At 46.8% G+C, this 19522-nt stretch carries 1 protein-coding gene; it reads left to right on the forward strand.

Features of this window, described 5'->3' with window-relative positions:
- Window positions 1–159: 159 nt before the first annotated feature.
- On the forward strand, window positions 160–19522 hold a 19363-nt coding region (locus B0G85_RS09915; RefSeq protein ID WP_157799321.1), incomplete at its 3' end, for an autotransporter-associated beta strand repeat-containing protein.

Consider the following 19522-nt stretch of genomic DNA (forward strand, 5'->3'; position numbering starts at 1 on the left):
ACCAGTGTCCTTAGTACTTTTATATCGATAAAACTGCAAGCAGTTGAGAAGAAAAAAATACAAATACAAACGCAACAAACTCGCAATAAACACGCAGTACAAACGCGGCAAAAATGAAATACAAACGTAACAAAAACACACAGTAAATAAAGCAGATTTTTGAAAAAACGAGCAGCGCAATTTCTTGAAGAAAAAGTATTTTTGTTTGCAAAAACAAGAAGGCCTTTTGTCGTTAAAAAATCGCGCAGCATGATTGCGATTTTGGTTCTAACTCAGGTTAATTTTGCATTCGCAGATACTGCTGTAAATGCACTCCCAACAGGTGGTCAAGTTGTTGCCGGAAGCGCAACTATTTCGCAGACACAAACTGCTACTTCAGCAGCCATGAACATCAACCAAACTTCACAACGTGCTGTTGTGAATTGGGATAGTTTTAACGTTGGCAAAAATGCCCAGGTGAACTTTAACCAGCCAAATGCACAAGCAGTGACCCTGAATCGAGTCACTAGTGCCAGCGCATCGATGATTGATGGCGCCATCCGTGCGAATGGCCAAGTAGTTCTAGTAAATCCAAATGGTGTGACCTTTGGTAGGGGTGCCGATATCAATGCGGCAGCGGTAGTTGCTACCACCATGAACATCGCCAACAAAGATTTTATGGATGGAAAATCCACCTATAAGGGCAACGGAAAAGGGGCGGTCATTAATGAGGGCAAAATCAGTGTAAATGACCCCAATGGCTATATTGCGCTCTTAGCCCCAGAAATTCGCAATGACGGCTACCTTTTAGCCCGAAAAGGACCTAATAATGGGGTGGCTTTAGCCGCTGGCGAACAAATTACCCTCGATTTCCGGGGAGATCAGCTGATTTCTGTCAATGTGGACAAGTCAACCTATGGCGCCCTAATAGAAAATAAGCGGGTTATTGAGGTTAAAGGCGGTCTGATTGTGGTGGCGGCAGGTTCAGCCAACCAGTTAATGGGATCCGTCATTAAGAACACGGGTCGTATTTCAGCATCATCCATGGTGAATAACGGCGGCGTTATCGAATTGGTAGCCGCTAATGTGACCCAGGCAGGAATAGTCTCCGCAAATGGCAAAGGTGCCAATACCCAAGGTGGTCAAGTCCATATCGTGGGTGAAGAGATTACTTTGGCCCAAAACTCTAAAACGACAGCAAGCGGTAAAGCTGGCGGCGGCAATGTAGAAGTAGGCTTAGGTAGAACAGTAGCGACCAATACCAATCAAGCGGCAGTACAAGCTATTGCTCAAGTAGCCGCTACAGCAAACACGAACACGAACATAAGCACAAACAAAAATACCAACACACTCAGTACCGAAGAGCGTGAAACCAGTACCAAGCAAATCGCTGCAGTAGCGAGTCAAACCAAACAAATGGCCAAGACAGTGACTGTTGCAGAAAATGCCATCGTCAATGCATCCGCAATACAAGAAGGTAATGCTGGCAATATTGTGATTTGGTCAGAGATCAAAACTACTGTAAGTGGAATACTTAAAGCAGTAGGTGGTGCACTTGGTGGTAACGGCGGCTTTATTGAAACCAGTTCTAAGGGCAGCGTAGTCCTTGGTAAGAATGTTTCTGTCGATACCAGTGCATCGGCTACACCAAGCGCAACAAACACCAAAGGCAAATCTGGTTTATGGCTTTTAGATCCCATCGATCTCATTATTGATTCTGATGCATCAAGAATTATTTCTGCGGCATTGAGCAACAACAACGTGACCATTGAAGTCAATGGCAATGTCTGCCCAAGCCTGGGTAGCTGTACGCAGAATGGTAGTGGCAGCTTAACGATTGCTAGTGGCGCTGACATCTTGAAGCAGGGCAACACACTCACTACCTTGAAACTCATCTCTTCAGGAATATTTGATCTCAATGCCAACATTGCTGGTGAAAATCTCAATGTCATTATTAGCAGTTCCATTGCATTCTTAAATGTCGGCACAACAATCAGTGCAAGAGAAGTCACGGTACAAGCGCAAACGATTTATGCGAACGGCAATATCAATGCAAGTAGTAATGCAATAAATAATCTCACTAACAGCAATAGCTTAGGTGGTGCCATTCAATTGCTGGCACAAGCACTGTATGTATCAGGGCGTTTGAATATCAATGCAAGCAGCAACGTAAATACAAATTCAAATAATACGAACACCAATACGAACACCAACACAAACAACAACACAGTGACTTATAACGGTGTCGTGATTCGTGAAGAAGATTTACCTACATTCTTAACTGCGCAGAACAATGGCAGTAATAATTTGGATCAGGTGTACTCCAGTACTGCTGCAAATGATGCCAACAGTGCAAATGTCACCCCAATCAGGGCAGCGCAAGCTAATAGCATCACCTTAATTGCGAATAATCAACTGCATTTATATGCTAGCGCTCAGTTGCTAGCAAATGGCACAGCAGATGTGTCGATGAACGGTGTTAGTGGAGCCGGGGGATCAATCTATTTGACCGCCCAGACGCTCACAGCCGAGTCTGGAAGCCTTATACAAGCCAATGGCAATAATGGCCCCGGTGGCACCATTTCCATCACCGCATCCAACGATGCAAACTTGGCAGGAGCGATCAGTGCGAACGGCACAACGGGTGGCTCTTTTGCGCTTTCTGCCAAAACAGCCCAATTTGACGGCCCCAATACCATCCAGACCAATGGCTCAAACGGCCCTGGAGGCACCATTTCTATTGATGTTTCAGACAATATTAGTTTCATCAACAGTGGTTTACGCGCAAATGGCAGTACAAACGGCGGCTCTATCCGAATCCTCAGCCGTGCAGGCAATTTAAGCCTCTTTGATTCCGTAATACAGACGAATGGCGGCAATGGTCGCGGTGGCAGTATCACCACATCAGCAAATAATGGCAGTACCAGCATCTCCAGCGTCCTCGAATCCATTGGCGCTACCCAAGGCGGCAATATTCTCATCACCGCCAACCACATCACCCTAGAAAATAACTCCAGATTAATTGCAACCGGCAACACCGGAGGCGGAAATATCCTTGTTGGCGGAGATTGGCAAGGCAGTAACGGCATCTATCAAGCAACTACTGTGACTATGAAGCAAGGCGCATTGATTGATGCGAGTGCATTGATTCATGGAGATGGCGGTAAGGTAGTTTTGTGGAGTGATATTAAGAATATGAACTCAATCACTGAGGCGCATGGATCTATTTATGCAAAGGGTGGTGAGTTTGGGGGTCGTGGCGGTAATGTAGAGACATCAGCAGGCCTGCTAAATACAGAACATATTTATGTAGATACAAGAGCGGCAGATGGATCCGCTGGTAGTTGGTTGCTTGATCCATATAACTATGTATTTGGTGTCAATGGTGCTGCAGATATTGTAAGTTTATTGGCATCAACTAATGTGACTATTAGTACAAGCGCTGCCACTTCAATACGAAAAGATACCGAGGGTAATTGCGCTACCTGTGGGGATATGGTAATAAGTGGAGCTATAACTTATACAGGCTCAGATAGCCGCCGTCTTACGCTTCAGGCATCTGGATATATCAATGTGTCTGCCAACATTACATCTACTAATGCTGCACTCGATGTAATTCTATGGTCCGATCTTGGCGGAGTTGGTGGTATTGCCGGTGGTAGTGGTGGCTATATATATATTGCCCCGGGTGTAACAATCTCAACGAGAGGCGGGAAAATTATTTTAGCTGGTGGTGCTGATGATGGCTCTAATGGTGGCGTTCCTAATGATGGAATTCCGGATAGTTATGCTTGGAATAAGAATACAAATACAATTGCAGGCATTCAATTAGGCGCTCTTGGTGGTACTGGCAGCTCTGTTAATTTATACAGCGGTGGTGGTGATGTCATTATGAGGGGCTATACCTCTGGCTCAAGTCTATACCCTGGAATGGCCACACAGAAATCTTTCACAATTGATTCGGGCGTTGGAACGATCCTCATTCAGGCTGGTAGTCAAACTGGGCATGGTTTTGAATGGGCATACGGTGTTGCAGCTGACTTTTTCATTACATCAGCAAGTACAAGTTCCGATGCAATTCGTATATATGGCTCAACAACTGTAGCCGGGTTTACCGGGGGTATTGTTGCTTTGAGAACTGGAAACTACATTATTCAATCAACAGCATCCACGGGCGGCGGAATTTTACTCTCTGGTATAAATTCTGCAGCATCTGGTAATCCGCTTTTCATGAGTGGGGCTGGTGGTACTGCATATATTCTTTCAAAAAATGGACCTATTACTATTAATGGTTCAGGGGGAAATAACGGAATCGTTAATGAGGGCGCAATTAAATTAGGGAGCTCCTCGGCCGTAACAATTAATGGTGCTTTATCAAGCGTTACATCATCATCCGCTAACATCACGCTGACAAGTAACTACTTCTCTTTTGGGGCAAGCTCCGCCATCAACACTACTGGCGCATTAACAATTGAGCCTTTTGGTACTTCTTTTAGCGGTATGCAAACTTTATCAAACGTTAGTTTTGGTTCAACCCTAAGCCAAGTCACGCTGGGTAAATCAGGTAACACTGGTGGAATTACAATTAGCAGTGGTTTTACATCAGCCGGCACTTTGACTGTTAATGCTGGAAGATTGCTTGTCAGCAGCAATATATCGGTAGCTGCAGCAGGAAATATCAACGTAACTGCTGTTAACTCTAGCTCAGTTATTGCTTTGTACTTGTATAGCGGCTCCTTGCTTGAGTCGACCGGGGGCAGCCTTACGATTACGGCTGGCTCTGTTGGCTCTTACGACATCTATACAACAAACGCTACCTTACGCTCGTATGGTGATTTAACAATTACCGCAAATTCATCCACCAATAGAACAACTTACTTAGATTCAAGCTCTTTGGTGCGGTCTACTAATGGTTCTGTCAGCATTACCTCTACATCTACCGGTGAAATAGCGCTCTATCTTAATGCGAGCGCTCAAATTATCGCTTCCGGGGCTATCACTATCGTAGCTAATTCATCTACTAATCAGGGCTTGTATACCGAGGCAAGCGCAAAGATTGAATCCACTGGAAGTACGCTAGATATTTCTGCGCTAGGGGGTATTCTCATTAAGTCAACTTCCTTATTGTCTCAGGGAAATTTAAGCATTTATTCCAATGGAACGACAAATAACTTTACCGGTATAGACTTTAATACTGGCTCATCAACCATTCGATCCTCAGCCGGCAACGTATTAATCAATGCGATTGGATATCATGGCATTTACTTAAATGATGCATCTACAACAATTCGTGCTTATGGCGATTTAACAATTAGTGCATTGGCTAAAACTGAAATTGCTATGTACGGCAGTGCATCCGGCACATGTTCATCAAGCCCTTGTGGTTTGATTTCGGATACTGGAAACGTGACGATCAATGCTATTTCTAAGGATAATAGTTTGTATGGTTACGATGCTTATTACCTACGTAACCCTGTGATTGCAAATGGTACCGCACCTGGCAAAGGTAATGTTTATATTAGCGCGACTGGACTTTACGGGGGAATCTATGCGGACGGTGCTGCGTATGGTTATGTTTTAGCAAACGGCAACATCGATCTCATTGGTTATGGGGGCTGGGTTTCAGGAACATATGGTATCTATATTGGGGCAGCTGGCCCCTCGCTAAATGCTAGTTCTGGCGGATTATTGCGAGCAGTTTCTGGAAATATTACGCTATCCGCTTTTGGATACGGTGTCGGTTTATACGGGAACAGCACATTGACCAACATTGTTGCTCTAGCAGGTAATGTTGTTGTGCAAGGCGCATCTCTGTCAACTAATTCAGCAGGCACATTCAGCGCTGCAACGAATGCTGCAATTATTTCTTCTTATAACTCGATCTATTCAAGTATTAGCACTGCTGCTAATCCCGGTACATTCATGCCCTCTGGATACTCAACCGGTAGTAGTGGAACAGCTGCGACTAGTTTCTATTGGGGTGTGATTTGGAAGGGAAATATCTTTGCAGTAAACAATCCGAATACCGTTGCTTTAGGAACTGCTCCAATTTCGGGTGGCACCATCACAATTTCGGGCAGTGTGTTAAATGCAGTATCTCCAACAACTGTTGATACTGGTGCTGGTATCATAATTTATGATGGCGGCAATTTCTATTCATGGGGATCCCTTGGCATTAATGGTTATGGAATTGGTGGAAGAACTATTGCGGATGGTGTGAACGCTAGTACTGGTGCTAATCATGGCGTAGTAATTTGGGGAGCCACATCCACTCTTCGCAGCTATAACTCATCGCTCACCTTAGCCGGATATGCCAATGGCTTTAAAACCTCATCTAATTTCACGGCGAATCTTGAATCAGCTGGCGTACTTATTTACAGCGATGCCAATACAATCCGAGGCAAAACTGGAGTTACGATTACTGGAATCGATTTATCGGGTATCGGTGTTTACTTAGCAAGCTATACGGTTGGTGGGAATGGCATTACTGCTGATGCAGGTGAAGTCACCATTAATGGTATGAATAACAATAGCACTTGGTATTCAACTTATATTCGCCAGTCAATTACTGCAAGCTCAGGAACCATCTCTGTTAATGCGGCAGGGCAACATGGCCTTTCATTTGATGACGCTCAGGGGGTGTTAACTGCCTCAGGCAATATTAATATCAATTCTTATGCTTCTTTGTACCATGCGTTCAATCTAAATACTGGGGTATCTAACGCCATCCAATCAACCGGCGGAAATATTACTATTTCAAGTACCGCCGCTGGTTCCAATACCAGTTATTACGCTCTATATGAGGCATCAACAACATCTATTACAGCGAATCAAAATATTATTTTTCAAGGTTCCAGCTTAGCTGCACCGACACCGGGCAATATTGTTAGTGCTGCAACGGCTGCAACCCCCGTATTTCCAACCGCTAATTCAGGTTCTGTAATGGTTGGGCCAGATGCAACGCATACCCTGAGTTGGGCTGGCGCTATGACTGCCACTAATGGCTATATTGCTTTGAGTGGGAATTCTGTTGTTAGTGGTTTGATGACTGCCTCTAATGTAAATGGCGGCTTAGTATTGATCGGCGCTGGCACTTATAACCTATCTAACACTTCAAATAATCTTTCTACGGTTGGGGCAAGCATTGGAACTTCGTCCCTGACTTTGGTTAATGGTAGCCCCCTAAAAATCGGCACTGTTAATAGTATTGCCGGGATTACTGCTGGGGCACTCACTTTAACTGCTGCTGGATTAACAGGATCTGCAGATATAACCCCAAGCTCTTCTAGCAGCATTACCATCAATAATGCCAGCAGTAGTTATGACTACAGCGGGATTATTTCTGGATCTACTTCGCTTACTAAATCTGGTGCAGGTACTCAGATACTATCTGGTGCCAACACTTATAGTGGCCTCACTACCATAAGTATTGGCACTCTGAAGTTAGGTAACGCATCAGCACTGGGGACTAATGCGGCTGGAACTTCCATTACCTCTGGAGCAGTACTAGACCTGAATGGTCAAAATATTACTACTGTTGAGGCACTCACCATTAATGGCACCGGTATTTCTAGTAGTGGCGCTGTAATGAACTCCAGTGCGTCAGCAGCCACCTATGCTGGTTTGATTACCTTAGGAAGTGCATCATCCATTGTGGGTGGTACAGGAACTATTGCGATTAGTAACGTGGGTACCATTACCGGAGCCACTTTTGGTTTAACCCTCGGCGGGGCAGTAGGCGGATCAGTTACTTCTATCATTGGAACTACTTCTGGAACTCTAACTAAATCAGATGCCGGTACTTGGACTCTCTCTGGTGCCAACACTTATAGTGGCCTCACTACCATAAGTATTGGCACTCTGAAGTTAGGTAACGCATCAGCACTGGGGACTAATGCGGCTGGAACTTCCATTACCTCTGGAGCAGTACTAGACCTGAATGGTCAAAATATTACTACTGTTGAGGCACTCACCATTAATGGCACCGGTATTTCTAGTAGTGGCGCTGTAATGAACTCCAGTGCGTCAGCAGCCACCTATGCTGGTTTGATTACCTTAGGAAGTGCATCATCCATTGTGGGTGGTACAGGAACTATTGCGATTAGTAACGTGGGTACCATTACCGGAGCCACTTTTGGTTTAACCCTCGGCGGGGCAGTAGGCGGATCAGTTACTTCTATCATTGGAACTACTTCTGGAACTCTAACTAAATCAGATGCCGGTACTTGGACTCTCTCTGGCGCTAACACCTACACCGGTCTTACAACGATTAGTGCGGGCACTTTAGTTGCAGCCAATAGTGGTGCTCTTGGAACCTCTGCTGGTGGTGTCACTATTAGCTCAGGCGCTACTCTAGCGCTGCAAGGCGGTATTACGATTGCCGATGCGATTACGGTCGGTGGCAATGGAGTAAGTAGCGCGGGCGCTATCCTCAACAATAGCGGTTCTAACACGATTAGTGCCTTAGTTACACTGAATGCTGCAACCACTATTGGCAGTACTGCTGGTACCCTCACTTTTGATGTGGCTTCAGGCAGTGCCTTTACGGGAACCCAGAATATCAGTTTTATTGGCGCTGGAAATATGGCTGTTGCCGACCCCGTTGCTACAAGCACTGGTACCTTAACTAAATCTGGTAACGGTACCTTAACTCTCTCTGGCGCTAACACCTACACCGGTCTTACAACGATTAGTGCGGGCACCATTAGGGCTGGTAGCGGGAATGCCCTAGGTACGGGTGCAGTGGGCATCGGTTCTTCTGGCATCCTCGATCTAGCCTATAACGGCACGGTCACACTGGGCTCCACCTTAAATATGACTACTGGTGCCGCTATTACTAATAGTGCCAATACTTCTAACCTGTATGTCACCAGCACTGCTACCTTAAGTGGCAATATCACTACTGCTGGTACCCAAACCTATATTGGGGCTGTTACTTTAGGATCTAACGCAACACTCACTTCAAGCAATGCCGACATCACTTTTAGCTCAACGGTGGATGGTGAATCTAGTGCAGTACAGTCCTTAACAATTGCTAATGGCTCTGGAAATATTATATTTACCGGTAATGTTGGCGGCACCGCATTGTCGGTAATTGACTTAAGTGCTAACACCGGAACAGTTTTGTTAGGTCAATCGATTACAACTAGCGGTTCCCAGAACTATGGCGGCTCAATATATGTTGTTGGCAGCTCTTCTGCTTTAAATAGTAGCTCTGGCGGAATTACGGTCTTAGGCACGATTACTTCTGGTGGAATCTTGCAGCTCACGGGAACAATTGATGGTAGCTATGTATTTAATGGAGCTTCAGGAACGCTAACTTCAAAAGTGTTATTAGGTAATTTCTACGTATCTTTTAGTGGTAGTACTTACACCATCACCCCATTGATTTCATTATCGAATATTAGCAATATTGTAGTTGGCGGTGGTGGCGGTGGCGGTGCAACTGCTTGCGCCTGTTTCAACGGCGGCGGCGGCGGCGGCGGCGGACAAGTTTTATCTTCAAATACACTGGGCTTAACTGCGGGCGTCACTTACACCATTGGTGTTGGAGCTGGAGGCTTAGGAGGAACGGCCGCTACTGGGGCTAAAGGCTCCGGTACAACCTCCATTTCTGGACCTGGTCTAACTACTATTTCCTCGGCCTCTGGATTTGGTGGGGGAAGTCAAAACACCACCCCATTAGCTGGCGCTGCTGGTGGCTCTGGTGGAGGCGCAGGTGGTACGGGCGGTTGGAACGGTACAAACAACAACATTGTAAATGGAAGTAACGGCACTACATCGTCTATTTCAGGGGCATCAGTCACGTACGGCAGTGGCGGTGGTGGCGGCTCTGGGTATACGAATAATGGTGGGGTTGCTGGTATTGGCGGAACAGGTGCTGGTAATGGTGGTTTTTGTACCAGCAATTCCGGTAGTTGTAATAGTAACGGTACCGATGGAATAACCTTCGGTAGTGGCGGTGGTGGTGCATATGGTGGATCCACTCCTTCCACCGGTGGATCGGGAGTTTCAGGGGTTGTCATTCTCTCCCCTAAGGCTCAAGATCTCATTATTAACGCCGGTAGCGGGGCTGCTTCTGTTAAGTCTGCTAGTAGCTTAACAACGCTAAAAATTATTTCTTCTTCTATAAGCTCTGGCCAATCTAGCACAGGTGTTATTAGTGGTTCTACAGCATTGATATTCGACGGATCTACTGGCGGCATCTTAACTCTTTCTGGTGCCAACACTTATAGCGGTGGCACCACAATTAAAGCTGGCACCATTGTTGGAACTTCAGCTGCAGCCAATGCTTTTGGTACTAGTACGATCACCCTAGGTGATATCACTGGCTCTGCAAATGCTTCTGTCCTAATTGGTAGAACAGGCCTTACTTACACCAATGCCATTGTTCTCGCTACCGGTACTACCGGTACCTTAACCCTAGGTAATACCGGCACAGCAATCTCTACTATCTTTACCGGCGGTGTAACTGGGGCAAACAACTTAACGATTAATGCGAATGCTACTACCGGAACGATTACCTTTAACATTGGCGCATTGAATAATATTGGAACAGTTAGCAATATTGGTACTGGTACTGGTACTACCACGATCAACTCAATCATTGGTAGCAACGTGACAGGCGTTGTAGAGAACAGTACTACTTCTAATTTGATCCTAGCAGGTAACAACTCCTACGCTGGTAACACTACGATTAGTTCAGGAACCTTAGCAGTCTCCGTAACAGGTAATTTAGGCAGTACAGCTAATGCCATTAACCTAAATGGCGGCACCTTATCGATTACGGGAAGCACAGTCTTTAGTTCTGCTCGAGTCATTAATGTCCTGGCTAACAGCACTATTAGTAATGCAGACTCAGGCGGCATCACTTTTACTGGAAATGTCACAGGTCCAACATCCATCACTGCTGCCACTTTAACGATTACTGGCGCTAATGCCACCACCTTTAGTACGGGTGTGATTGCTGACGGATCTGGAGCAGCGCTCGCATTGACCCAAAATACTACAGGCACAACAACGCTTTCAGGAACTAATACTTACACAGGTGCTACCACCATTTCCGCTGGCACTTTAAAGGCAGGTAGTACAACCGCATTTGGTGGCTCTGCTGGTGCGATTACTGTTACGGATGGCGCAAGCTTGGATCTTGGTGGTCAAACATTGGCCAACACCAATGCGCTGACACTCAATGGTGTTGGTGTAAGTGCAGTAGGCGCACTGACTAACTCTAGTGGAACCACAGGTACGTATGCGGGTGCTATTACCCTGGGAAGTATTTCTTCTATAGGCAGTACCACTGGCGCCATTACTGTTACGGGTGCCATTTCTGCCGGTGTAAGTGATTACGGATTAGTTCTTGTTGGTAATAGGGCGTACACGCTGAGTAGCACAAGCAATGCACTGAGAGCCATTGCATCTGGATCCTCCATTGGCGCACTAACTATTGTTAATACGGGTGATCTTGCAATCGGCACAGTTGTTGCTGGTACGCCTTATAACGGCCTAAGCTCCTCTGGCACGATTTCCATCAGGACCACGGGTGATCTGACGATTTCTCAGAATGTGGCTACTACGAGTACTTCATCAACCCCAGAAACTCCCGCATTACTTTTAGCTGCTGGGTATGATCAGTCTGCGGGTACTGTTACGAAAAACATCAAACTGAGCGGCACACCAACATTTACTGTTGGTACCGGTGGAATAATCGATTTCTACTCAGGTGATAGTGATGGCAGCACTGGTTTGACGGCTTACGTGGATGCTAAAACACCGAAGTCTTATACCTATAGCGCTAGCTTAAGCACTCAACCTGCTACTGCTGGGTACAACGTGATTTATCGCGGCGCACCACCTTATATTTATTTAACAATTGTCGATTCTCAAACAGGTACCTATGGAACAGCATCAGGATTGAGTTACTGGTATTCCACTAGCCCAACACTGTATGGATCAGCGTATCTTCCATCCTCGCTCTCCTCATTCAATGCTGCGCAGATATTTACGGCAGGGCAGAGCACTATTACTCTCTCCTCTGGTGGTCTGACTGGAACGATCAACATTAGTACTGCATTAACAGCAAGCACTAATGCTGCTACCTACAGCATGACCTTGAATCCAGGCACTTTAGCTTTGACGGGTTCTAGCGTGACTTTTGTTGCGGGTGCTGCTAAAAATTTCATCAATAGCCCTAAAGCATTGGACATCACGATCTCCAAAGTTTATGACGGCAGCAATACATTTACCAGTACCAATAGCTACGCATTAATAGGGATGGCCAACAGTGATACCGCCCCAACCATTAGCTCAGGTTCTGCTACTCTGGCTAATGCAAATGTCACCACTACAGCAGCTACTGCATTTACAAGCAACTCGTTTGCTCTGAGCAATGCTAACTACACCCTTACCGGTGGCTCAGTGAGTGTCTCGATTTCCCAATTAGCTTCAGTCACCTATACCGGTGCTACTGGCGGTTCTTGGTCTGATGGTGCTAACTGGACGGTTACTGGTGGCGTGGCAACAGGAGCAAGGCCAACTTTAGGAAACGTGGCTACTGTTGTTATTCCAGTAACTACTTCAGTAAGCTATGGTGACTCCATGGCTGGCTTAGTACCTACTAGTGCAGTCGCTATTACTAACAATGGATTAGTCAGTTTTGCCAACACTTCTGCAATCACCATGCCAGCAGCTATTAGCGGTGATGGTGCAGTTACTTTCGCTGGATCTGCCGCTGTAACCCTCTCCAACACCAATACCTACACTGGGGCTACAACGATAAATAGTGGTGCCACTCTCAAGCTAGGTTCAGCTACTACTATTTCTAATAGCTCAGCAGTAGTAATTAACGGCACCCTAGATCTAGCCGGTTACTCAGAAACAGTAGGATCCATTGCCGGTGCAAGTACTGGTCTGATCACTAGTACCGCTAGCGGTACTCTAGTACTCACCGCTGGTGGTGACAACTCCAGCACAAGATTTGCTGGTGTGATTCAGAATGGTTCTGCCACTACAGTAGCTATAACTAAAGTGGGTACAGGTACCTTAACGCTATCTGGTACTAATACCAATACAGGCGTTTCTAACATTAATGGCGGTACTATCAGTGTGAATGTGGATGCCAACTTAGGCGCTGCCAGTAGCGTAGCCATTAATGCAGGGTCCTTGCTGATTGATGGCAGTGGCACCTTTAGCTCAGCTAAGAACTTCACCTTAAATGGTGCTGCCACGATCAGCAATGCCAACACAACGAATGCTTCCACCTTCAGTGGCAACTTCACCAATAGTGCAAACCTCTTAACTGTTTCTGGTAGCGGCAATACCACTATCTCTGGCGTCATCGGCAGCGGTAGTGGTGGTCTGACTAAAGACGGTTCCGGCATCCTAACCCTCTCCAACACCAATACCTACACTGGGGCTACAACGATAAATAGTGGTGCCACTCTCAAGCTAGGTTCAGCTACTACTATTTCTAATAGCTCAGCAGTAGTAATTAACGGCACCCTAGATCTAGCCGGTTACTCAGAAACAGTAGGATCCATTGCCGGTGCAAGTACTGGTCTGATCACTAGTACCGCTAGCGGTACTCTAGTACTCACCGCTGGTGGTGACAACTCCAGCACAAGATTTGCTGGTGTGATTCAGAATGGTTCTGCCACTACAGTAGCTATAACTAAAGTGGGTACAGGTACCTTAACGCTATCTGGTACTAATACCAATACAGGCGTTTCTAACATTAATGGCGGTACTATCAGTGTGAATGTGGATGCCAACTTAGGCGCTGCCAGTAGCGTAGCCATTAATGCAGGGTCCTTGCTGATTGATGGCAGTGGCACCTTTAGCTCAGCTAAGAACTTCACCTTAAATGGTGCTGCCACGATCAGCAATGCCAACACAACGAATGCTTCCACCTTCAGTGGCAACTTCACCAATAGTGCAAACCTCTTAACTGTTTCTGGTAGCGGCAATACCACTATCTCTGGCGTCATCGGCAGCGGTAGTGGTGGTCTGACTAAAGACGGTTCCGGCATCCTAACCCTCTCCAACACCAACACCTACACTGGGGTAACCACGATTACTGCTGGAACTTTGGCCTTATCAGGCGTTGGCTCAGTAGCGACTTCATCTTCAGTATCCGTAACGGGCACCTTAGATATTAGTGCGGTAAGTAGCGGCGCATCTATCACCACCTTGTCTGGTGCGGGTGGTGTCAATATTGCTGGTAAGACAATCACCATTACGAACGGTAGCTCTACTTACTCAGGCGTCATGACTGGTGCTGCTGGTGCGTTGACTGTTTCAGGTGGTACACAGATTTTCTCGGGTGCCAATGATTACAGTGGTACAACCACAGTTTCAGGCGGAACACTGCGTTTGAGTAGCTCAGGCACAACTGGCGCTGCTGGCAATAATTTGACGATTTCTAGTGTCGGCACCTTGGCGATGGTTGGCGCTAATTTGGTTGTTAACAATCTTAGTCTTGCTACTGGCGGCGCCATTACTACGCCATCAGGTTTGTCCACATTGACTGCTAACGGCACCAGTTCTATTGCGGGGACGATTACTACTTCAGGTAACCAGAGTTATGTTGGTGCCGTAACCTTAACGGCGGATACAACAATAGCCAGTGGTGCTGGCAATATTGCTTTTGGTTCAGCTATCAATGGTACGACTGCCAATACAGAGTCGCTTACTCTAAATGCAGGTACAAGTGGATTAATCACTGTTGCTGGCGCCATTGGTTCAACCACCAGCTTGAAAAATCTTACCGTGAGCAATTCAGGTGGAACAACATTTAGCGGTGCAGTAAATGTAGGTACGGAAGTGATCCTAACTAATACTGCTAATGCGCAGACAATTGCTTTTAATGCTGGCCTTAGAGCTCCAGCCTTAACCACTACTGCTGGTGCCTATAACCTGAAAATTGTTGGTGGCACAAGCACCATCACCAATGCACTCACTTTACTGAATACTGGGTACGTGCAATTTGGTGCGACCTCAAACGATACCTTTATTGCAGTTAATGGCTTGACTGCTACAGTACAACTTGGCGGGATTAAATTGGCAGGAACAATCTCTAGTGGAGGTGTGCTTGAACTTGGTGCCTCCAATGTTGCTATTACATTATTGGCTGCGACGACTCTTGACACAACCAATGTTGCTTCCTCTGGCACGACTACAACAACAATTTACACATCGGATACAAGCTGGGTTGTTCCTGTTGGAGTAAGTGCAATTTCAGCTACTTTAGCCGGTGGTCAAGGTGGTGGATCAGGCGGTGGTTTGGGTGGGCAAGTACAGGCAACGAATGTAGCTGTAAGTGCTGGATCAACGCTATATATTTATGTTGGTGGACAGGGAAACAGCAGTTCAGGAACTGCATCGGGTGGCTCTAATGGCGGTGGCTCGGCAACCTCTTCAAATAGTAATTTGGGTTACACAATTGATGTAGGTTCTGGAGGTGGAGCATCTGATGTTCGTTTGGATGGAACTGCTTTATCAAATCGAATTTTGGTTGCTGGAGCTGGCGGTGGAAGTAGTGGTGGATACCACGCAAGCGCTGGCGGTAATGGCGGAGGTCTTGTAGGGTCTGATGGTATTGCTGCCTTAAGTGGAGCCGGTGCTGGTTTAGGCTCTACACAGTCTGGAGGTGGCTCAGGGGGCTCTGGTAATGGCGGTGCCTCTACTGGCGAATCAGGTAGCCTGGGTCTTGGTGGGTCGACTGGTTATGGTTATTGGGGCGGTGGTGGCGGTGGTGGCGGATACTTTGGAGGCGGCGCCGGAGGAAGCGACTCATCACTCACCAACTATTTCTCTAGGGGTGGTGGCGGTGGTGGCGGTGGTGGCTCTTCATATGCCAATAGTCTAGTCGCTACTGGTGTTACTTACACATCCGGATCACAAAGTGGTGCTGGTTTTGTTTCGATTAGTTATTTGAGTTCTGGTACAAAAGCACCGAGCGCAATACGCCTGGCTGGCGCAGTCAATGGCGCATTTGCTTTAACAACTAAGTCTGGCTCTGAATCTACCACCACTGCAGCAATCGGACAAAGTACTGCAGTGGCAAGCTATAGCTCAACAGGAGCAGGTGCTAATGTGATCGGCGGTAGTATCACTACCACTGGTGCGCAAACTTACACTGGGTCAGTGACCTTAAATTCAGATGCCTTGTTAACATCGAGCGCAAATGGTGCAATCAATTTATCAGACATCGCTGGTGCATATGGCCTCACGATCAGCAATGGTAGTGGCGCTATAGCGCTTGGCGCTGTGGGTGCTACACCCCTAAGTTCGCTGACCTTGCAAGGTACGGGAAGCAATGCAATCAATGGAAATATCGTTACAAGTGGTGCGGTAGATTTAAAGGGAACATCAAGAACGACTGGCTTCGCAGCAGATAGAACCATTACTACCAGCTCAGGAAACGGTAATGTTACCCTTGGGGTAGTTGACAGTGCATTTGGTTTAACGATTGCTGCAGGCGCCGGCACGATTAATACCGTTGCAATTGGTAGCACTACACCACTAGCATTTGTCACCTTTACCGGTACTGGTATTAATACAGTGGGTGGAAACATTACCAGTACCGGTGCAATTGATCTTAGTAGCACCAGAACCAGTAACTTTCTGGTTGATCAGCGAGTCAGGGCAGGAGGTGCGCTCAACATCGGTACCGTTAATTTAGCGTCCTCTGCAACACTGACATTAGACGCAGGGGCTTACAATATTGCAGTAGCAAGTATTACTGGTCCAGCATCAGGGCTCAATGCAAATGTTACTTTTACGAATAGTGGGTTAGTAACGGTGAGCGGTGCTATTGCGACTCGTATTGGTACCGTTTGGCTCAATAAGACCTCAGGCAATGTTAGCTTTTTAGGCTCGCTTCAAGTGACACAATTGAAGATGGATGCGACTGCAGCCTATAACCTCAGCATCACTGGTGCGAGTAACTCGATTGCGAGTTTTTCAACGACTACTCCTTTTGAAACCAGCGGCACTTTAACGATTGGCGATGAAGCTAGTGATTTGTTGACCTATTCTGGAGGCGCATTGGCACTGTCGGCACCATCTTCGATTAGTTTGGGTGGAACCGTCATTACTAGCGCCTTAACTGGAGGTAGCATTACATTAGGCGATGTAAATACTGCGATTAATCTTGGAGCTGGTTTAACAATTAACACCAGCGCTAGCAACGCTAATATAACGATAGCAAGTTCAACCGCGATTTCTGGAGCCGGTAAATCACTTACATTAAACGCAGGTACTGGCACTATATCTATTGCATCTGCCTTAAGCGGAATGGGTAACTTAAGTTTTACGGCAAATGAAATAAACTGGTCGGCTGCTATCGCTGGCACTGGAACATTGATCCTAAAGCCGACTACTATGACTAATGTTATCAATGTTGGCATTACCAGTGATGCGGGCACCTCAACGTTAGATATTACAGCCGCAGAGCTAGCATTACTGGGGAATACTTTTACCGGCATTACTTTTGGCGGTAATACTCAGAGTGGAAATATTAGTATTCCTAACGCTATTACATTTAATAACTCTGTGAGCTTTGAAACTTCAGCTTCAACTGTCTTAGCTGGTAATTTAATAGCCACAGGCAGCGCAGGTATTTCTATAACTGGAGCGCTGTTATTGTCTGGTGCAGATCGATCCATTACTTCAGATGGAGGGGCTATTACACTTGCAAGTATTGACAGTACAGGAAGTGGTGCTGGAGGAAGCGCTACCCAAACCATTACCAGTACTGGCAACTGGACAGTGCCAACAGGTGTTAGCTCTGTAACGCTTTATGCTCTTGGCGGCGGTGGTGGTGGCTCAGGAGACGCTGCAGGTGGTGGCGGTGGCGGTGGCGCTTCAATTGCAACCATTAGCGTTTCTGCTGGCCAGATTGCTTCAATCACGGTTGGTGCTGGTGGCAGTGGTACAACAACCGGCACAGCAGGGTCTGGTGTAAATACAACGATATCGCTAGCAGGCATAACAGTTACCGGAGGCGGAGGTAGAGGTGCAATCGGCAGCACTGGTGGCGCAGGGGGCATCGGAAGTGGGGGAACGATTAATCTCACTGGGGGAGCAGGATCTAATTTTGCTGGTGGCTCAAGCGTCAACGGTAGTTCTGGTGCAAGCTCTGGAGCTTATGGTTCAGCTGGTGGTGGTGGTGGCATGAAAGATGGTGGCAGCTCTAGCAACTTCACATTGGGTGGCGCAAGTGGTGGTGGCATTGCGGGTGCTGGTGGTAATGGCGCACCACAATATCCTACTGGTTCTTATGGGGTAAACGGATCTAATTATGGCGGCGGCGGCGGTGGAGGTGGAAATTACTCCGGCTGGGGCGGGAATGGCGCTGCAGGGGTGGCAACTATTAGTTATTCGGCAGTGTCTACTGCTTACTATGCTCTAACAATTAGCACTAATAGTGGTGTTATCACGACTGGTACTGTGGGTGCCAGTCAAGCGCTTAGCTCTTTGACTATTAACGCAGGCGGTAGCAGTAAGTTAGGCGGAAATGTCACAACAACCGGAATGCAGACATACAGTAATGCATTAACTTTAAATAGTAATGCTGTGCTAACAACAATAAATAGTAACGTTGTATTTGCCTCTACTATTGACAGTTATAGTACGACCCCCCGTAATCTTACCGTCTCTGCAGGTACTGGCAACATCACCTTTACCGGCGCAGTAGGAGGTTCACAAGGCCTGGGTAATATCTCCTTAACCAGTACTGGTAACACTACCTTTAGTAATACAGTAGCTGCAACTAGCCTGTTACAAAACTCAACATCGGGTACCACTGCGATTAATGGTGGATCCATCAATACTGCAGGTGGCGCTCAAACCTACAACAACAATGTCACAGTAGGGGCTGATGCAGCCCTTACAGCCAGTACCGCCAGCTTTAATGGCAGAGTAGCTGGGGCATACGGCTTAGCCATCACCGGTAACGCAGTCTTTGGTAGCACGATTACTAATGTGATTGATTTAAGTGTCTCCGGTACTACCTCAATCGCTGCCAATATCACCACCAGTGGTACCCAAGCCTATACCGGGGCAGTGACCCTCACTGGCAGTGGTGCTACTAGAACCTTGCAAGGCTCTACGATTACTGCCAGCTCCACGATTGCTGGTGGTGCTAATGCACTGACTATCACCGGTAATGCCGTCTTTGGTGGCGTGATTACTGGAGTGACTAACCTTGCCATCTCTGGCACTACTTCGATTGGTGCCAACACCACCACCACCGGCACCCAAACCTACACTGGGGCAGTGGTGTTAACTGGCACTCCGATTACCTTAACAACTACCAATAGCACCGTCTTATTCTCCTCTACCGTTAATAGTGCTGCGAACGTAGGTAATACTGCCTCTGCTGCTAATGCACTAACTGTCTCTACAGGTTCTGGCAATGTCACCTTTACCGGTGTCGTCGGGGGAGCAACTAATGGTGCACTAGGTGCCTTAATTATCAACACCACAGGAACAGGCACTATCAGTGCTGCACTGACTGCTGCTTCAATCACCACTAATGCTG

The organism is Polynucleobacter brandtiae, from assembly GCF_002797575.1.
In the GTDB taxonomy this organism is placed as follows: Bacteria; Pseudomonadota; Gammaproteobacteria; order Burkholderiales; family Burkholderiaceae; genus Polynucleobacter; species Polynucleobacter brandtiae.